Source organism: Spiroplasma endosymbiont of Villa modesta, from assembly GCF_964030925.1.
GTDB lineage: Bacteria > Bacillota_I > Bacilli_A > Mycoplasmatales > VBWQ01 > Spiroplasma_E.
Genome location: NZ_OZ034992.1, coordinates 823,093 through 842,814 on the forward strand (window position 1 = coordinate 823,093; position 19,722 = coordinate 842,814).

The window sequence follows — 19,722 nt, forward strand, 5'->3', positions numbered from 1 at the left end:
TGTTTGATTTTGTTTGTTTGATTTTGATATAATAAAAACATAAATTAAAAATAGTTTTTGACCCATAGCTTTTATTTTTTAAGAGTAATGGGTTTTTTACTTTATAAAGGAGTTTTTTTATGTTATTTGTAGAAGAAAAATATAAGGATGATTTACAAAAATATTTAGAGAAAATAGAAGATCGAAACAATGTGAAAGAATATCTTCAAACTCTTGGGTTAAAACTTGAGGAATTAGAAATCAAGAAACAAAATATTGCCGAAAAACAAGCAAGTTTTGAATTTGAAAGAAAACAACTAGAAGATATATTGAAGAAAGCTGAAAGTCAATTAAGAAATATCAAAGATAGTGAAGATAAAAAAACATTTATTGAACAATATGTTAATCAGATGACTGATAAATTAAAAGCAGTTAATGAATATATATATACTTTAGAAGTTGAAAGTAAAGAAACTGATAAAGATATAAAAAACAGGAATCTAGACAAAGTAGATAACAGAAGAACCTTAGAAAGAATTAGAAATGAATTATTTAATTTAAAAGAAATAATTCAAGAATCATCTTTTTTTAATGGTAGTTTAAAAGCATTAAAAGAAAATATGACAAAATTACAAGAAGAAAAAACTAAAATATTAAATTTAAAAAAAGAAATTTTAAAAAAAGAAGAATTGAAAGTGGAATTACAAAGTTTAGAAAATTTAATTGCATTAATAAAACAAAAATCAGAAATTGAATTAGAAATTGAAAGATTAGAAAAAAACAAGGAACAATTAACAACAGACATTGATGCAAATAAAGGTCAAATACAATCTATTTTGAATGATAATGAAAGTTCTAAAGAACAATTAATCACAAAAATAGATGAAATAAATTTAAATATTAAAACATTAAATGACAATATAGATGCAAAAACTAATTCAATTTCTTGTTTAGAAAAAGAAATTAAAAGTAATGAAGAAAATATTAGTTTAAAACTAAAAGATTCAGAAAATATTTTTCAAAATATTATGGTTTTACAAGATTGAAGAGATAGTATTTGACGTCGTGTTATTTCACTATTAACTTTTGGCATTTTTTGTAATTACAAAAGTGTTCAAAAAAAATTAGATAAAGAATTTGTTAATCGAAGTAATATAAATAAAGAAATTACTGATTTACGAATGACAAATGAAAATAAAATAAAACAAAAAAAAGATTTGTCTGATGAAATATTAAAACATAAAAAAGAGACAAATATATTAAAGGAAAATTGATTTTCATTAAAATCACAATTAAACAAAAAGAATAGTACTAAAGAAATAGAAGATTTAAAAGTAACTAATAGTCAAAAACAATTTTTATTAGAAAATACAATACTAAAAATTAAACAACAAAGAGAAAAATTAAAAAATATTTCAATTGAAAATATGCAACCATTAACTGATTTAGAAATACTTCAAAAAGAAAAAAGTGATAAATTAAATTCATTAAATGCCATTAGTGTAGATAAAATTGATAAAGATATAGAAACACTAATAGTAAGAGAAAGTGAATTAAAAATAAAAATTAATGAAAATAAATCATCTATTTCAGATTCTAGTTTAGATAATTTTAAGATAGAAGTAGAAATTGAAACAAAAAAACAACTTTCAGAAGTAGAACCATTTACTAAAGTAAAGCTACTCTTAGAAAAGAGTAATTCTAACGATTCTGGTATGTCAATATTGAGTGAAAATTTCCCAAAAATATTTATAAAAAAATAAATTATTTTGGAAAGTTACAGTGTTAAATAAATATAAACACAAATTCCAAATAAACGTTAAAAATTTAGCTTGAAATTTTGATTTGCGAATTTTTTTTGTATAATTTAATTAAATTAAGTAACACAATTCAATTAAGTTTTTAACTCATTGCTTTAATTTCAAAGTAAATGAGTTTTTATTTTGAAAGGATGAAAAAATGAATAATAATTTACAAGAAGAATATGAATGAATTAATAGAGAATTGATAAAAATAATTATTAATAAAAATCAATTTACTCCAGAAATTATTAGTAATAGAGTTAATTTAGCTCAAACTACTATTGTTGATATTATTGAAAATTTAAAAAAACAAAAGATTAGCAAATTTAAAAAAATTAGTTATTGAATATTGAAAATATTTACTTTTGGAAAAATTGATAAAAATAAAATAATTAAAGAAAAAAATGATTTTTTTATAAAAATGTCAAAAGAACTTTTTGGAAATATTAAAAAAGTAAAAGAATTATATATAAGAAAATCAAATAGTGAAATAAATATAGATGTTAATAAAATTAATAATGCAACTTTAAATAATTTATTAATAAATCCGACTAAATCAAACTTACCACAAATGTAAAAATGAGAGATTGCAATTACAATTTCTTTTATATTTAAAATCAATTTTAGAGCACCAAATTTGCTCATAGGCAAACGTTTTAAAATTTTATATGGTTTAGTATTTATAAAATCGGTGGTTGGCCCTTAATTACTGGACCATTTTTGATATAAAATTCTAAATTTTAATTTGTAAAATTGGTGGTTTTAGAAATTTAGAATGTATTCTTTCATAATTATAAAACATAACATATTGATTTACATCATTTATAGCTTCATTGATGGATAAATATTGATTTGATCCTTTAGGTAGTCATTCTTGAGATAAATGAGAAAATCAGTTTTCAGATAATACATTACCACCAATATCATAAGGTTGTTTTTTGCTTAAAATTATTTGTTTATCCTCTGCTCATTTTGTGATATCCTGACAATAAAATTCGTTGGCGTTATCTGAATGTAAAATAACATTTTTTACTTGATTTCAAGAAAATTGTTTGTTGATTTTTTCAAGAGCAGGAAGAATTAAATCCTGATATGATTTATTAGGAGCAATATTATAACTAACAACATTATTTGAATAAAAATCAATAATTACAAAAAGATATAATCATCCTTCTTTAGTATTTATTTGTTTAGTGTCCATTGATCAAATTTGATTTGAAGAGGTTGTACTTTTATAATCTTTGTTTACTTTATCCATTGTAGGTATTCACTTATTTGGATTTTTTTTGTTTTTAGGATAGTTATTTTTAGTTTGTTTTAATCCTTGAATATTGTGTTCTTTCATAATTTTTCGCATTTGTTTTATTGATAATTCTATATTTAAAATGATATTTTTTTCTTGTTTTAATCACTCTTTAAAAGCTGAAAAAATTCTTAAATATCCATAAATTCTGCTTTTTCTTGTAGAATGAAATTCGATTAAAAGTTGGCATATTTTTTGATATTTATGATTGCATTTAATAATATGATTTTCTTCTTTTTTAATAGGTTTTTGTTTATTTTTTAAAAAGTAATATGTTGATCTGTTTAATTGAAGATATTGACATAGGTTTCTAATTGAATATTGATTTTTACAATCATCAATAATTTTAATTGGTGGTTGGTCCTTAATTACTGGACCATTTTTGATATAAAATTCTAAATTTTAATTTGTAAAATTGGTGGTTTTAGAAATTTAGAATGTATTCTTTCATAATTATAAAACATAACATATTGATTTACATCATTTATAGCTTCATTGATGGATAAATATTGATTTGATCCTTTAGGTAGTCATTCTTGAGATAAATGAGAAAATCAGTTTTCAGATAATACATTACCACCAATATCATAAGGTTGTTTTTTGCTTAAAATTATTTGTTTATCCTCTGCTCATTTTGTGATATCCTGACAATAAAATTCGTTGGCGTTATCTGAATGTAAAATAACATTTTTTACTTGATTTCAAGAAAATTGTTTGTTGATTTTTTCAAGAGCAGGAAGAATTAAATCCTGATATGATTTATTAGGAGCAATATTATAACTAACAACATTATTTGAATAAAAATCAATAATTACAAAAAGATATAATCATCCTTCTTTAGTATTTATTTGTTTAGTGTCCATTGATCAAATTTGATTTGAAGAGGTTGTACTTTTATAATCTTTGTTTACTTTATCCATTGTAGGTATTCACTTATTTGGATTTTTTTTGTTTTTAGGATAGTTATTTTTAGTTTGTTTTAATCCTTGAATATTGTGTTCTTTCATAATTTTTCGCATTTGTTTTATTGATAATTCTATATTTAAAATGATATTTTTTTCTTGTTTTAATCACTCTTTAAAAGCTGAAAAAATTCTTAAATATCCATAAATTCTGCCTTTTCTTGTAGAATGAAATTCGATTAAAAGTTGGCATATTTTTTGATATTTATGATTGCATTTAATAATATGATTTTCTTCTTTTTTAATAGGTTTTTGTTTATTTTTTAAAAAGTAATATGTTGATCTGTTTAATTGAAGATATTGACATAGGTTTCTAATTGAATATTGATTTTTACAATCATCAATAATTTTAATTTTTTCTTTGATATTTAATTTGTTAATTACTAATGCTATTTGTTTAATTTTATCCATTAATAAAAATCCTTTCAGGTTAAAATTAGTGTTAATTATATAACACAATTGTTTTTAGAATACATTCAGGTTTTTTAAATTAATGGTCTAGTAAAAAGGGCTAAGTGGCAAGTGGCAAGTGGCTACTCTTTTATTTTGTACTTTGTGATTAATATTATCTGTATATGTTACTATTAATCGCATAGAATGTTTTGTACCTTTACGTTTAAAATTTCAAAATTTTCGGTGACCATCATCAATTGCTACAAAAATAGGCTGATTTTTTCTAATAAATTTACTTTTACTGGATTTGCTTCAATTACTTCTAAATTTTTAAAAACTCTATGAATAGAACTAAGACTAATATTTGCTTTTTTTATAATATCTCAAATATCTCTGTATCTTTTTCCATCAGCAAAATATTCAATAATAGTTTGTTCAATATCTTCACCTATTCTTTTATATTTTGGCAGTTCTAGTATCTCATCAACTAAACAAACACGAACTCATTTTTGTAATTTTTCATTAAAATATTCATAAATTCTTCTTTTATAAGTTACTAATCCATGTATAGTTTTTCTCGTTCGATATTGATAATCAACAATTGGGAGATTGTCAAAGTTACGAAATAATTTATTATCATATTAGTAACTTATTTCCAAAAATGAATTATTTGAAAAATAATGAAAATTAGATAAAATTACTCTCTTTAACCCTTAAATTTAAATTTATATTCGACGTATTTTAAAAAATATACATTTAAAAAAATAAAAATTATTCTCAAAGTTATTAAGGAAAAAGACAAGAAATAATCTTGTCTTTTTTTTGTAATTGTAAAATTTTAAAATTTTTATTATTAGCAACCTTTAAATATCTACTACACGCAGTGACCAAGTAGGAGAAAGTTAATAATTAATAAACCTCTTTAACGCTATTATCAACACGTGTTAGGGAACTAAAAAAGTGAACTACAACACAGTTGTTAAAAATAGTAGCTAGAACATGTGGACTTGCATGGATAAATAAAAAGTGGAGTGATACCTAATAAAATATACTAACCATTAATGGTAATTCTTGGGGTGGGAGCGAATTGGAAACTAGTATATATAGACCTGCTTAGGGAACCTACTATATTAATTCTATTCTTTATTTAACCAACCTTGCCACTCCCCAGTGAGCAAGTGTTGGTTTTATTTTTTATTTTTTTTGAAAAATTTTTTGGGCGAAAAAATAAATTTCAAACTTGTAAAAAAAATTGAGCGGTGCCGGTTCAATTAAAATATTAATTTATTAAACATAAATTAAATAAATATTGAATCGAATGCCTCGATTTCTTTTTAAAATTTCACAATTTATTTTTGAGCCCAGTTTTCATGGAATGAATAAAACGAATAGTAGTATTATTAATAACCTAAAAATCAAAATATATGTTCTTTATGCTAGAAGCAACAGAACATATTAGGAAAGGATTATTATGGTAATAGAAATTCTTGATTATGAAGCACTAAGAAAGATTGATAAAAAAATTAAAAAAAGAAGAAAAAGATGTGTTGAATGTAATGAATTATATGAAGATGACAAAATCCAAATGCTTTATCGCTTTAAAACAGAATTAGAATCAGAACAACATAATATTAGAAAATTTGAAGATGATTATGATATTGCTGAACATTTAGATTATACAAACCCATATGGATATGTTTGTAATTGATGTAGAAGTGATTAATTATGCAAAAAAAGTATTTTTGTTGAACATGTAAACAACATAAATTAGATTATTTATTCTTTAATACTGATGATATAAAAACAAGAAAATATTTTTTAAGAGATAAAAATAGTAAAGCAATTTGTTATGACTGTATTTTAAATATTAAGTTAAGTAGGAGGTATAAATATGGATAAAGAATATTTAACTAAAAGAGGAACGATTTGCATACCAGACAGTGATGATATTGAATTTAAAATAGGGCTAATTAAACTGATTGATGATTTAAAAAAAGATAATTTAGTTTGTGGTCATAAAGAATTTATTGAAGAATGTAAATATTGTTGATGTAATTGTGAGTTAGAAATTATTAAAACGGTTATTAGAGGTTAACTTAATTAATGCAATATGACTTAATTATTGGAATTGACCCTGCTGGAATTGGTAATAATGGAATGGTTATATATTCAAGTGAAACTAATAATATTGTTTTTAATGAAACATTTAATACATTAACTGTTTTATGAACTAAAAATATGTATAAAGAAAAATTGCAATTAATTAAAGAAAAATTTATTGATAAAAAAATATTAGTTATTGTAGAAAATTTCTTTTTAAGTTCAAAACAATTATTAACTAATCCATTATCAACACCTAAAATTATTGGTGCATTAATGGTATTAGTTCAAGATGTTTTTAACTGAAATTATCTAGAAAACCACCCAAAAAATAAAAATAAAATAACAAATTATAAAGGAAATATAAAATTAACAAAACATGAACAAGATGCTTATAAGCATATTCAATATTATTTAAAAAATCATAAGAAAATATTAATTTTTGATAATTATTTAAGGAAATTATAAACATGAAAGATAAAGTAAATTATGTCAAATTAACAGTAAAACTTAGTAACACTATTGAAGCAAAATATTACGAAAAAGGTAATAAAGAATTATATTATAGTGTTCGTGGTCAATGAAATGGATTAAACTATGTTACTTTAATTTTTAATAACCCAAAACTTTATAGACGCTGTATTTTATTAAACAAAAATGATGAAATTTTAGTAACTGGTCAAATTTTTAATACTTTAAATATTCCTAAAAATCGTGCATTTTGTTCAATCAATGTTAAATGATTTAAAAAATGAAAAGAGTAAAAAATGATATTATGAAAAATTTTATTGATAATACCAATATTAATAACAAGTATAACACTAATAATATTTTTAATATTTATTATTAAAGAATTAAAAAATGAATATAAAGTATTAAAAATATTAAGTGAAATTTCTAATCAAATTAAAAATAAGGAGAATAAATAATGAGTTGCGCTTGCAACAGAGATTGTTATTGTGATAATTGCAGATTGATTAAATTAGATGGTAGTGATGGAAGTTGTCAATGTTATAAATATATAAAAAAATTAAAAGGAGAATAAATAATGGCTTATATTAAGAAAAAAGATAAATATTGTATTAAAAATGAACATAATTATTGGCGTGAATTTACTAAAAATTATGCAGCTTGCCGATGATGTGGAAAGGTTAAGGATAATAAATAATGCAAAAACAAAAACAAGAAAAAGTATTACTTAAATGTATTGTTAAAGATTGTAATAGTAAAGTATTAGTTACTTTAAAAATTGGAAATATAGAAGATAGTGCTGTTCAATTTTTTAATATGTGTTATTTTCATAAAAAACAATTTAAAAATAAAATAAAAGAAATAAAAAATGAATTTAAAAATAAGGAGAATAAATAATGAATAAAGAAAATATACCATGTTGTTATAGTGAAGTTAATGAAATTGGAAAACATATAACAAATTGTACTAATTTACCAACAAAATTAGATAAAGATAATGTTCAAGTAAGATATTTTTGTGAAGAACATATGATAAAAGTTGAAAAAATAAGAAGAAAAATGGCTCAAAAATATATTGATGAATATAAAGAAAAATTAATTAAATATATTAATGATTTAATTGAATTAGAGCCAGCACGGAGAACGGATGTAACATTATTTATCTTAAATAAACTAATAGAAAATGGTGAATTTGATAATGAATAAATTAAAGTTAAATTCTTTTGAGAAGTGAATAGAAGCAAACACTAAATTGTATTTTGATGAAAAAGAAGAAACATTTAAAAATAATGATAATAAAAATTAAAAAGAATAATAAATGTGGTTATGGTAGAGTTTATGCCCATAAATGTAACAACTTTTGTAAACAAAAACAAAATAAAAGAGTTAGGAAAGAAAGGTTAAATTATGAATAAAGAAAAATTAATTGAATATTTAAAAAATTTATTTATGGAAACTGATAACTTAGAAAAACAAACAATTATTTCAATAAATTTAATAATACATCAAGAATTTATTGAAAAAATAAAAAACGGAGAATTTGACTAATGATAATATTACCTACTTTGTTTGAAAATAAAGATGAAATTGAAATATTATCACCATTTCCAAAAGCAATTCATACAAGTAATGATATTAGAGCAATTATTTTAAGACAATACCCAAATGTTAAATCAAAACACATAATTGTTTCTGACCCAGAAAGTAATGTTGCATTAATAGTTGGTGATAATGATGTTTATCAAGGTTGAATTAAAGTAACAATTAAAAAATTAGAAAATTAAAGGAGATTAAAATGCCAAATATAGAAAATCAATCAAATTATACTTTAACTAAATTAATAAGAACTGGTATAAGCCCAATTTGTGCAATGATTGGTACAAGTGCTTATTATGGTCAAGTAATTTTAAATCCAGTATTAGGTTCAATTAATAGTTTATTATTTGGTAAAAAATTAGGTTTAGATATTTGAAATTTAAATCAAAGACCAAATACTAAAACTAAATTAATTAATAGTTCTAAAAAAATAGCATTAGGATTAGGAACAATTGGTTTAGCAAATTATAGTAAATGAACAGAAAATAATATTAATCCTATTATTCCAATAACACCAATTCCAATAACTACTACAACCACAACAGAAGGTCCGCCATGATTACTATTAAATAAACAAGAACATCAGTCATTAATGGATTGAGATACTTATATTTCATTAAATACTTATGGTATTTCAAATTTTATTAGTGGATTAACTGAGTTAATACCTAATAAATTTGAAGCAATAAGAAAAATTTGTAATATGGCAACTGGTGGTTGTTTAATTTCAACTGGTGTTGCAATGGGTATTAATAATGATTTTAATAATGCTTATGCAGTACCTACTATTATTGCTGGTGCAAGTGAAATAATCCATAATTTACTACCTATGGAAACTACAAATCATATTCAAGAAATGCAAGAAACATCATTTAATGATGAAACTGCAAGATTAGTAAATAATAATAGATTCACAATTAATAGTGAAACAACTAGTCAATACGGTAGTGATAATATGAGCAAAGTAGCATTAAATCACGATAATGCTTCATTAAATTGAGATTATAATCACATGAGTTTATAAAGGAGGTGAGTAATTTATGAATAAAGAAAAATTAATTGAATATTATAATCACGAAATAAAAATACATAAAGAAAGGATGGAACAATTAAATAAAGAAATTTCTTTATTAGTAACTATTATAAGTAATTCACAATCAATGATTGAAAGAATTAATGGTGGGCAATTTGATGAATAATTAGAAAAATTAAAAATTGAAAGGAAAATATTCAAATGAAAGAATTTTTACATGAATTAATAATTATTGGAACAAGTGTTGGAACATTAATTTGCAGAGAAATTATTGTTTTATTAAAAAGATTTATCACAACTCCAAAACATGTTAGAGCAAATAACAAAATTATAAAACATCAAAAAAAATTAGCAAAATTAAACGAAAAAATTAATAAAGGAGAAAAATAATATGACAAAAATTGAATTTAATGAAAAATATAGAAAACAAGATATCAGTATTGATAGAGATTTTGATTTACATATTGATAATTGTTTTAAATTTTCTGATATTGATACATTAGAAAACGCAGTTAATGATTATAAAAAATTAATAAGTGAAATGCCACAATTAGTTAAAGATTGATTATTGGGATAAGATTAGGAGAATGTTAAATGTTAGAAAATGAAAATAATGTTCAACAAACAACTGAACCTTTAAATGAAAATAATGCTCAACAAGAAATAGAAAATAAAGTTAATGAAGCAGAAAATAAGTTAAATAAACTTAATCAAGAAATTAAAGAAAAAGAAATGATTAATATATTTAAAAAATATCAAGTTAAAACTGAATTTTATGATTATTTAAAATTTAAAACAAATAATATAGAAAATTCAAAAATTGAAGAAACTATTAAAAAAATGATTAAAGAACAACCAATATTTAAACAAACAATTAATACAGGTGGCAATAAACAAATAATTATTAATAATAAAACAAATGATAAAGAAAATTTTTTAATTAATTATAAAAAGAAAAATTATTTATAAACGAAAGGAAGAAATAAAATGTCAGTACCATTTAATCAAAATTTAGACAATACAGAGAGATTAGTAGAAGCACCAGAATTTATAGAGTTTTTTAAAATTTCAAATAGTCCATGGGCAAACTTTTTTCCTACTGAAATTGTTGACTCAGTAAATATTGAATTTATTGTTAAAAAACCAAAAAAACCGGAAGTAAAAATTATTGCTTGGGATGATAAAAGTAAAAGATATGAATTACCATATGTTGATACAGATAAAATTAGTAAAAAAATAACTAAAAAATATCTTGCAGGAGAAATTATTGCAGATGTAGATTTAAAAGCAAATAATGGACAAAATTTATTAGATAGTATGCAATATGAAGTTGCAAATGATTTAGCAGATAAATTAGCAATTGATGATACACAAGCTATTGCAAAATTTGCTACTAAAATTGATATTGAAGATACAACACCAGTAGGCTATTTAAAATCGATGTTATCTGCTTGAAATACTTTGTTTCAATTTAGAAACATTGCAAATAGTAAATTTTTTATTACTAATGGTCTTTATGATAGTTTAGTTTATTTAGCTGATAATAAAGGTTTAATTACCGATAATCAGTTAGCACAACAATTACGTTTAAATGGAAATAATTTATATGTAAAAGGTGTATTATGTGAAATCGTTCTTGATGACTATATGATTTTTACTAATGATAAAAATGAACAACAATTAATGACCTTTATTTTAGCAACACCAAGAGCGATGAAAAGATACATGATAGAAAATACAGTTATTTATGTAGATTTTATTAAAGATGATAAAGCAGGAAGAGCATATAAAGTTGCTGGTGAAGTTGTTGGAGAAGCAATACCATATATTTCTAATAATGAAACAACATCAAGATGAATGTTATGTGGAGTTATTAAAACAGAAAAAAATGATTTAAAAACTAAAATTACAGTTTTAACAACAAATATTACTGCAAATGTTAATAACAATAACAATGAATTAAATACACAAATAAAAAGTATTAATGAACTTAAATCATTAAATCCAAATTTAACAAATCCAACTATTAAATATTTTAGTGATGCACAAGGAAAAACTAATGTAAGTAATCAAAAACAAAAAGCGGGTGACTTATACATAGTTATTTCTTCAAATGTTAATGATTTAAATTATAAAGGTTCAACAAATCCAATTAAAATAACTCTTAAATAAAGGAAATTAAATGCCATGCCAATTGGTACAACTAGTACAGCAATACTTTTAAACATAAATAAACCAAAACATACTAGAACAAGTAACCAACAAGAAAATAAAAGTTTTTGATGAGAAATTTTAGAAATGATTGGTGTACAAGTAATTGCAGTAGCACTTGCTCCTTTTACTGGCGGATTAAGTGAAAGTGTAGCCCTTGGATTAGGTGCAAGTGATTTTATTGCAAGTACTATTAATTTTGGTATTTATGCTACAACTGATTTTACTATTAATCAAGTTTATGATTATTTAAAAGGAAATGTAACAAAATTAAATACTTTCTTAAATTTATTACCTGCATTTGCTGGACTTAATAAAATTAGTCGTGGTTATCGTACTACTAAATTTATTAAACTAGCACAAGAAACTAAAACATTAGAACAAGTTGGTATTAAAGAAGCCAAAAATTTACAAGAAGTTATTAGTCAAGTAAGTGGAAAAGAAATTTTAACAGATAAAATTATTGGTAATAAACGTTATTTAATGAATTATAGTTTTACTCCTAATCGTGAAACAGTATTACGAGATTTAGGTTATGTTGCTGAAAGACAATATAAAAATAATTTTCAAAAATTAGAAACACAAAAGTTAAAAGAACACTTATTATTACAAAATACATTAATAAAATTAAGTCCACAATTAACTCCTAAATTTAAAATTAAAGATATTGAAAAAGCAAATAACTTTTTAAAAAAATTTAATACTGATTTAAAAAAAGTACTATCTATGAATCAGCATGATTGATTAAATTTAGTTCATACAATACATACAGAAAATAGATATGGAAAAACTTTAATTTTAGATTTACAAAAAATTCGTGCTAATGCTATTAAATTTAATTTTAAAAATAATGTTATTCATCAACTTGTTTTAAAAGCAAATCAAAGTTTTAAATATTTTGATATTAGATTTTATTTAAAAAAAGGTTTAAATAAATTTTGAAAAGATACACCATATTTTGAAAAAATAAGAGAAAGTATATATAAATTACAAGAAAAATTTGAAAAGTTAGAAAAACAAGCATTTGAAAAAATTAATAAATTAAAAGAAAAAGTAACTGATTTATTTACTAGTGCAGAAAAAAGAGCAATTAAACATGCACAATTAATTCCATTAAATTCACCAGTATTTATGGGTTGTAAAATTCAACCTTTGTCATTAGATAAATGTGCAATTACCATTTATCATCGCAATCCTAAATATAAACCAATTACAGTTGTTGATAGTATTCTTAAAGCAAAAACTTTTGTTACTCAAATACATCCATTTCATTGATATCGTTGATATAGTGGTTGATACATTGGTTATGGAGTAAATCATAATAAATGATTAAAAGCAATAGCATTTGCTCCGCCAGTTGTTCAAGAAGTAATTAAAGATAGTTTTAAAGTATATAGAGAAATATTTAGAATAATAAGAACTTATCATAAAGTAGTAAATGTTATTAATAATCCTATTGAAAATATTAACAAATCATTTAAAAATGTTGGTTTAAAATTTTCAGTAAATACTTTATTTGGTACTGGATTATTACATCATTTAGAAAAGTTTGCATATAGTCAAGTTGTAGCAAAAAGTAAGAAAAAAATAAAAAAAGGCAAAAATAAAATACAAAAAGAAATTGAACATATAACACATAAAAAAACAAAAAAACATACTCATCATTATAAACAAGCATTTTTTAAGGAATGATAAATTATGATTAATAAACTTTGAACTGATGTCAGTCTTGAAAATTATAATAACTGATATCCATTAACTGGAAAAATTACAGAAACACCACAGCAATATATAAAAACATGACCAAATGTTAATGATTGATTTAAAACTTTTGCTATTCGCGCGCAAAATGATATTAATGCTTATCTTGATTTTATTTTATCTAAATTTCCTTTTGATAGTTTTAAAGATGAATTAATTAAAGAAACATTAAGAGATATGGTTTATGTTATGGTTGAACATTGAGTATTTAATCGTACACCAATTGAATTTAATGTTGATGCTACTATTCAATTTAATAATGGTACTCAATTTAGTGCAAATAGTACTCCTACGATTAATGTTTGAGATTTAGCACCTAGTAGAATGAAAATATGAGCAAGATTAACAGAATTAAAACAAATATTTTCAAGTTATAATGATGATGAAATAGATGTTGAAAAAATTGACTTAAAAGCATTTTATACTAGAAATCAAGTTGATGAATTAATTGAACAACAAAAAGAATTTACATTATCAAAACAAATTAAATTATATGATGATTTAGTTGATGATAATGAAAATGAAATATATAGAGGTCCTGTTAGTAAATTTATTAATAAAGGTTATGTTGCAACAGATTATGATAAAGAAACTGAAACAATGATTTTAGATTGACCTGATGAAATTGGAACATTACCACCCGAAGCATTACAAAATAATCCACAAATTGGTGATTATACACATGCACCAACTTGTGATTTTTCTGCTAAACAACAAAAACGAATTACTACAAATGAAAATGAAATTACCAAATTAAATAATGAATTAATTAAAGCAAATGAAAATATTAATGATGTTAAAAATAATTGATTTAATATTGAAACTAGTCCCTTATGAAAAAAAGTTGAAAATAATAATATTGAAACATTTAAATGATATTTTATTAAAATCAGTTATCAATATTCAACAGAAAATAACTTTATGAAATTTTATAAAGTAATTAAAATTTATTTAAATAATATTTTTCATGAATTTGAATTGTTAAATGTTGATTCCATGACTTATAAAGAACAAATACAAAATAAAAATATTTTAAATATTGGAACTATTTACTATAACAATAGAAATAAAACATTTAGTGGTGGCGGTAATTCTTATCCTGAACGTGGAAAAATTAATTTAATTGGTGATATACAAGAAATATATCAATATATAGGAAAAGGTACACCAACTGAATTTATAGCAGAAGAAGGTACTGAACATGATTATTATACAAAAATAGAAACTAATAATTTATTAGATAAAAAACAAGATAAGTTAATTGCTGGTGAAAATATTAAAATTGATGAAAATAATAAAATTAGTGTTACTGGTGGTAAAGTAGATTTATCTGATTATTATAAAAAAGAAGAAGTAGATAAAAAATTAGAAGATACAAAAGCACAATTTCCTATTGCATTTCAATTAAATGCTGTTGGTCAAGAAATTTCTAATTTAGAAACTACTAATAAAACTATTATTGGTGCTGTTAATGAAATAAATAAAAAACAAGTTAAAGAAAATTGAAAAGTAATAGGTAAAAGTATAAATAATCGTAAATATGGTGATTTTAATCTTGCTTTTAATACTCTTTATAGAGTAATTATTACATGGGAATCTCCACCATTTCATCAAGTAAATACAAGAATAACAGTAGAATTTAAAACAGGTAATTATTTAGGTGGAATACATGGAAGTAAAATATTTCTTACAAAAGGTTTAATTAATAATGAAGAAGGTATTTTATATTTACAATTATTAGATATTAATAAATGACAATTAATTTTAGAAGGTGGAAATGAAAAATATGCAAATATTTTTTCATTAGAAGAATTACAAAATACAGTTAAAGTAGATATTATTCAACCTATAAAAATTACAAGTCATACTTTAAAAATAAATGAATTAAAAAATAATGAGATTAATATTGAATTACCAAATACTCCAACACCAAATCCAAATATTTCACAATGAAAAGAAGTAGGAACAAAAGTTAATATAAATCATATTAAATATACTTTTAAATCAAATACTAAATATAAAATTTATTATAATTTTGAAAACCAATTCAGTAGTAAAAAAATTGCTTTTATTTGTAAAGAATTTTTATATGGTGAATTAAATAAAGAGGTTCAAACTTTGGATTGAGATAATATTAATGGTAGAATAATGCTTTCTTTACAAATGCAGAATGATACAATTGCTATTATTAGTGACCCTGCAAGATTTGGCCAACTTTTAAAATTAGAAGAATTACAGGAATAATATTATGTTTTTTAAAATTATAAAGATTATTTTAGGTTTAATTGGAGTAATTTTATCATCAGCAATAGCGGGTTTAATTATATTTATTATTGTAAAAATAATATTAAAAATTAATCAAATATTTTAGAAAGGTGGTGAATATTATGTTAGGTAGATTTTTTAGAAAAGATAAAAGTAATATTAGTGATAATCAAAATGAAAAAGTAAAATTTTTAACTAATAAAAATAAAAGTACTCATGCTTCAATTTTAAATTATTTTGGTTTTAATGATTTTAACCATGAAACTTATTTCACTGATTTTGTAGCAGAAAATAATGCTAATTTATATAATGCTCCATTAGAAATTAATAATGAAACTATTAAACAGTATCTAATTCAACAAGAATTTTATAGAAAAAATTGAAATTCTATTTTTAAATTAAGTAAATTAGGAATTAGTGGTTATTTAATTTATATTGCAAATGATAATTTATATTTTCAAGTAGTAGATATACAACAAAGAGTTTATGATATTACTGGTAAATTAATTCAATGTACTATTTTTTATGATAATTATGAACAAAATGCACAAACTGTAAGATTATTTGAAGTTTATACACTAAATAATGAACAAGTAACTATTAATCGTGCAATTTATAGTATTAGTGATAATAAAAAACAATTTCCATTAGATTTTAAATCATTTATTAATAATCCTAATTTATTACAAGAACAAACATTAAATATTAATTATATACCAATAGTAATTATGCGAAATAAAGCAAATGAATTAGCAGATTGTGATAAAGTAATGGATAAAATTAAAGCATTAGATGTTATTTATGAACAAATAGTTTTAGATACTATTTTAAACTCACCAAAGTTTATTTTTAGTCAAACTTATGGTAATGTTCAATCAACATTAGAAGAAGCAGTAAGAACATTAGTTACTAAAAATTACATATTTAAAAGTGGTGGAGATAATAATGAACAAAACGAAAATATCAATATGACAAATAGTAATTTTAAAGGTAAAAATTTAACTGATATATATGATTGAAATGTTAATGAAATATTTAAACGTTGTGGTATTCATATACCAAGTCAAAAGAAATCTGCACAACAATCAGTTCCCGAAAGTACAGCAGTAAATATTTCAACCATTAATTATATTGAACAAAAATTATGACAATTTAATATTGATATTCTTAAATTTATTCAAATATTAGTACGTTTAGATAAAGATTTATTAAATAGTAAAACATTTAATATTAATGATGAACAAGAAATTAATAATTTAACTGTTAAATTAAAATTATTTAATCCCGAAAATAACCAATTAATAGGAGAGAACAATGGAAAACAACAACAAACCACAAACGAAGTTTCCACAGAAACAAACTAAATTAAATCAAGCAGAAGTAGAAAATGATTATTTAATTGATAATATTCCTTATGACTTTACTAATATGATGGGTGCTACTAGTGACCCAGATATTAATAGAGCATACGATGAATTTAAAAAAAGAACAATTTATATTTATGAAATTGAACGTTTATTTAAAAATAATGAAAATAATAGTTTAAGATTTTCAGCAAATACTATTAAAATAGGTTTTATTGATATTGATAAAGTATTAAAAACTACTGCTGCTGAAACATCTGATTTTACTATGCAATTAAATCAAAGAGCAAGTACAAATATTAATGATAATACAATTGAATATAGTATGACTGATATTAAAAATTTAATATTTCAAGAAATAAATTTATTAAATCAATTTAAGTTATATGCTGTATCTATTAATGAACCATTAACTGAAAATAATATTGATAATTTATATATCATTAATAATTATTCACAACCTTATCAAAATCCAAAAACAAGAAGTACTAAAAGTATTACTATTATTAAAATTAAAGATTTTAAAACAAGAGATGGTTATCCAATTATTATTAAATTACAAAAACCATTAGACAAAGATACCAAAGTAATTGGTTTAAAAATTAAAGCACCTAGAAGCATGATTTTTGGCAATATAAAGGTACTTGGTGAAGTTGACAATATGGAAGTATACCCAAAGTTATTTGTTAAAGATAAGATAGCATTTCCACTGTTATCAATGCCTATTGAAACTCAACCAAAAGTTAGAATATTACAACAATGATTTAGTGAACAAATACTGCCTTGAAATTTAGCAAAGCAATTTATTGGACAAGAAAAATCAGTTTTAGATTTGATTAAAATTAGTACTGGAACTGAAACAAGAAGAGAAGTTATTAAAAACGCAAGAGTTACACATACTTGATTAGGATATGAAATGGGAACTGTTTGAGATGGTAAGTGACCATTAAAAAAACAAAAAGAATTAAAAGATAAAGAAGTTTGAAATTTTGCGGGTGAAAGTCAATTTTATCAATATGTTGCAACTAATAATAGATTTGATGATATTGAAATTGAAATAAAAGATGCACCAACTAATGACAGTTTACAAAAACTATTATTAGATATGCTAAGTTACACATATAACTACAATAGAAATTTTGAAGGAGCAACATACCAAGAAAAGAATGGTAAACCATTAAATAATATAGCGAAATTACGTGAAAAATTTGAAGGACAAAAACCAGAAGATGTTATTACTAATTTATTTAAACAATGAAAATTAGATTATCCAAACTATATTAATTTAAAACAAGTAAGAATTTTCAAACAAATATTTATTATGTTATCGGAATATATTTATTCAATATTATCAATTAATAAAGGTTTAAATGATGATAATAAAATTTTATTACCTTATTATTTTGAATTAAAATCAAGCCCAATACATCCTACACCTGATGAAATTTGAAGATTTAAAGATGTAAAAGTAATATTAAAATCTTCATATTTTGATTTTACAGATATAAATAATATTAAACTAAAAAATAATGATATTAGTCAAAATGAATTATTTAAATTAGACGATAATCAATTTAATTGATTATCTATTACAAATGAATTAGAAACTAATAACATACCTTCATTAATTCCTGCTGATTGAACATTAGGTAATGGTGAATATGGAAAATATTTCACAAGAACAATTATTGAAAAAATAAAAATTGAAAATGCTTTAAATTTATATGGTTCAAATAAATCGCAATTATTTTCTAAATTAGAATTTTATAAAGAAATATCGGAAATTGATAATGATAATAAATTTGAATTACAAGTTGAAAATCCGATTAATAATTTAAATCGGATTGAAATAAGTGGTATTTTTGGTGCTGGAAATTATGATTTAATTTTAGTAACAGATAAACAAGAAATAAACTTACAAAATATTAATTTATTTGATAAATATAATGAAAATGTTTCTTATATAAATTTAGAAATTTAATTATCAAAATATCCATCAGGATAAATACCATCTCATTTTATATCAGTTGTTAAAGGTTTTTTTATACCAAAAGATAAATTTATTTTATATTTATCATTAGTTTTTGTTGCTCATATAGTTGTCCCAGCCCCCCCTCAGTAGACTGTATAGTCATGTCCTAAAAATGATTGATAACCATTAGTTTGATTATGTGCTATTGAACCAATTATTAAACCAGTTATTCCACTTACTGCACCAGTTAGTGCTAATGCTAATGTTATTTTACTTAAATTTGTTTTTATTCATGTTTTCATATTAAATTACTCCTTTTTTCCTTGATTTTACTTTTAAATTGTACTATTTTTGATTATTTTTACAAGTATGCTTTTAAATGCAAAATAACGCCTAAATTAAAGGCGTTTATTTTATGAGACCTTATACTATTAATTATATTGAAATTGTTTATTATATTTTAAATATGAAAGTGGTTTTTTTATTTAATTTTAAATTACACTTATATATT

Annotated in this window: 25 protein-coding genes; 22 read left to right on the top strand and 3 right to left on the bottom strand. The window is 22.1% G+C overall.

Annotation, left to right across the window (positions count from 1 at the left end; all coding sequences use genetic code 4):
* Positions 1 to 119: 119 nt before the first annotated feature.
* Positions 120 to 1,742 carry a hypothetical protein gene (locus tag AAHM89_RS05300; protein WP_342267169.1) on the top strand — a complete coding sequence of 541 codons (1,623 nt, stop codon included), beginning with the start codon at positions 120 to 122 and terminating at the stop codon, positions 1,740 to 1,742.
* A gap of 196 nt (positions 1,743 to 1,938) precedes the next feature.
* Positions 1,939 to 2,358, top strand: a complete 420-nt coding sequence (locus AAHM89_RS05305; protein ID WP_342267170.1) for a hypothetical protein — start codon at positions 1,939 to 1,941, stop codon at positions 2,356 to 2,358.
* Positions 2,359 to 2,514: 156 nt separating this feature from the next.
* Here AAHM89_RS05305 and AAHM89_RS05310 read toward each other — a convergent pair whose 3' ends face one another.
* Together AAHM89_RS05310 and AAHM89_RS05315 are read right to left on the bottom strand one after the other, a co-directional pair.
* Entirely contained in the window at positions 2,515 to 3,138 is a 624-nt protein-coding gene (locus AAHM89_RS05310) for a DDE-type integrase/transposase/recombinase (RefSeq protein WP_342265927.1), read from the bottom strand.
* A 341-nt stretch (positions 3,139 to 3,479) separates the two neighbouring features.
* A complete protein-coding gene (locus AAHM89_RS05315) occupies positions 3,480 to 4,457 on the bottom strand; it encodes an IS3 family transposase (protein WP_342265776.1) in 978 nt (325 codons plus the stop codon).
* A 1,453-nt stretch (positions 4,458 to 5,910) separates the two neighbouring features.
* On the opposite strand from AAHM89_RS05315, the gene AAHM89_RS05320 reads away from it, so the two are divergent.
* The 20 genes from AAHM89_RS05320 (at position 5,911) to AAHM89_RS05415 (ending at position 19,220) form a co-directional block, all read left to right on the top strand.
* Positions 5,911 to 6,162, top strand: coding sequence for a hypothetical protein (locus tag AAHM89_RS05320; RefSeq protein WP_342266826.1), 252 nt, complete (start codon positions 5,911 to 5,913; stop codon positions 6,160 to 6,162).
* Between the two features lie 168 nt (positions 6,163 to 6,330).
* Complete coding sequence (locus tag AAHM89_RS05325; protein ID WP_342267171.1) at positions 6,331 to 6,534, top strand: hypothetical protein; 204 nt, start codon at positions 6,331 to 6,333, stop codon at positions 6,532 to 6,534.
* Between the two features lie 8 nt (positions 6,535 to 6,542).
* On the top strand, positions 6,543 to 7,007 hold the full coding sequence (locus AAHM89_RS05330) for a hypothetical protein (protein ID WP_342267172.1): 465 nt from the start codon (positions 6,543 to 6,545) through the stop codon (positions 7,005 to 7,007).
* A gap of 2 nt (positions 7,008 to 7,009) precedes the next feature.
* Positions 7,010 to 7,303 (top strand): hypothetical protein, encoded by a 294-nt coding sequence (locus AAHM89_RS05335; RefSeq protein WP_342267173.1) that lies wholly within the window; start codon positions 7,010 to 7,012, stop codon positions 7,301 to 7,303.
* A 3-nt stretch (positions 7,304 to 7,306) separates the two neighbouring features.
* Entirely contained in the window at positions 7,307 to 7,468 is a 162-nt protein-coding gene (locus tag AAHM89_RS05340; protein ID WP_342267174.1) for a hypothetical protein, read from the top strand.
* 238 nt (positions 7,469 to 7,706) lie between these two features.
* A complete protein-coding gene (locus AAHM89_RS05345) occupies positions 7,707 to 7,907 on the top strand; it encodes a hypothetical protein (protein WP_342267175.1) in 201 nt (66 codons plus the stop codon).
* Positions 7,907 to 8,215, top strand: a complete 309-nt coding sequence (locus AAHM89_RS05350; RefSeq protein ID WP_342267176.1) for a hypothetical protein — start codon at positions 7,907 to 7,909, stop codon at positions 8,213 to 8,215. Before AAHM89_RS05345 ends, AAHM89_RS05350 begins: the two co-directional genes overlap by 1 nt.
* A 201-nt stretch (positions 8,216 to 8,416) precedes the next feature.
* Positions 8,417 to 8,557, top strand: coding sequence for a hypothetical protein (locus AAHM89_RS05355; protein ID WP_342267177.1), 141 nt, complete (start codon positions 8,417 to 8,419; stop codon positions 8,555 to 8,557).
* On the top strand, positions 8,557 to 8,793 hold the full coding sequence (locus AAHM89_RS05360; protein WP_174480108.1) for a hypothetical protein: 237 nt from the start codon (positions 8,557 to 8,559) through the stop codon (positions 8,791 to 8,793). The genes AAHM89_RS05355 and AAHM89_RS05360 overlap by 1 nt, the downstream gene beginning before the upstream one ends.
* A gap of 11 nt (positions 8,794 to 8,804) precedes the next feature.
* Positions 8,805 to 9,629, top strand: a complete 825-nt coding sequence (locus AAHM89_RS05365; protein ID WP_342267178.1) for a hypothetical protein — start codon at positions 8,805 to 8,807, stop codon at positions 9,627 to 9,629.
* Between the two features lie 16 nt (positions 9,630 to 9,645).
* Entirely contained in the window at positions 9,646 to 9,804 is a 159-nt protein-coding gene (locus AAHM89_RS05370) for a hypothetical protein (RefSeq protein WP_342267179.1), read from the top strand.
* A 35-nt stretch (positions 9,805 to 9,839) separates the two neighbouring features.
* A complete protein-coding gene (locus tag AAHM89_RS05375; protein ID WP_174481134.1) occupies positions 9,840 to 10,028 on the top strand; it encodes a hypothetical protein in 189 nt (62 codons plus the stop codon).
* A 1-nt stretch (position 10,029) separates the two neighbouring features.
* Positions 10,030 to 10,215: a hypothetical protein gene (locus tag AAHM89_RS05380; protein ID WP_281748210.1), complete on the top strand. Its 186-nt coding sequence runs from the start codon at positions 10,030 to 10,032 to the stop codon at positions 10,213 to 10,215.
* A 17-nt stretch (positions 10,216 to 10,232) separates the two neighbouring features.
* Positions 10,233 to 10,607 (top strand): hypothetical protein, encoded by a 375-nt coding sequence (locus AAHM89_RS05385; RefSeq protein ID WP_338978797.1) that lies wholly within the window; start codon positions 10,233 to 10,235, stop codon positions 10,605 to 10,607.
* A gap of 18 nt (positions 10,608 to 10,625) precedes the next feature.
* The gene (locus AAHM89_RS05390; protein WP_342266770.1) at positions 10,626 to 11,810 is read left to right on the top strand and encodes a hypothetical protein; all 1,185 of its coding nucleotides are present in this window, start codon (positions 10,626 to 10,628) and stop codon (positions 11,808 to 11,810) included.
* 15 nt (positions 11,811 to 11,825) lie between these two features.
* Positions 11,826 to 13,544, top strand: coding sequence for a hypothetical protein (locus AAHM89_RS05395; RefSeq protein ID WP_342267180.1), 1,719 nt, complete (start codon positions 11,826 to 11,828; stop codon positions 13,542 to 13,544).
* A gap of 3 nt (positions 13,545 to 13,547) precedes the next feature.
* Entirely contained in the window at positions 13,548 to 15,854 is a 2,307-nt protein-coding gene (locus AAHM89_RS05400; protein ID WP_342267181.1) for a hypothetical protein, read from the top strand.
* A gap of 4 nt (positions 15,855 to 15,858) precedes the next feature.
* On the top strand, positions 15,859 to 15,981 hold the full coding sequence (locus AAHM89_RS05405) for a hypothetical protein (protein ID WP_342266153.1): 123 nt from the start codon (positions 15,859 to 15,861) through the stop codon (positions 15,979 to 15,981).
* Positions 15,982 to 15,997: 16 nt separating this feature from the next.
* Entirely contained in the window at positions 15,998 to 17,239 is a 1,242-nt protein-coding gene (locus AAHM89_RS05410; protein WP_342267182.1) for a hypothetical protein, read from the top strand.
* Positions 17,190 to 19,220: a hypothetical protein gene (locus AAHM89_RS05415; protein ID WP_342267183.1), complete on the top strand. Its 2,031-nt coding sequence runs from the start codon at positions 17,190 to 17,192 to the stop codon at positions 19,218 to 19,220. The genes AAHM89_RS05410 and AAHM89_RS05415 overlap by 50 nt, the downstream gene beginning before the upstream one ends.
* Here AAHM89_RS05415 and AAHM89_RS05420 read toward each other — a convergent pair.
* Positions 19,217 to 19,513 carry a hypothetical protein gene (locus AAHM89_RS05420; RefSeq protein WP_342267184.1) on the bottom strand — a complete coding sequence of 99 codons (297 nt, stop codon included), beginning with the start codon at positions 19,511 to 19,513 and terminating at the stop codon, positions 19,217 to 19,219. The two genes, AAHM89_RS05415 and AAHM89_RS05420, sit on opposite strands and share 4 nt — an antisense overlap.
* Between the last annotated feature and the right edge of the window lie 209 nt (positions 19,514 to 19,722).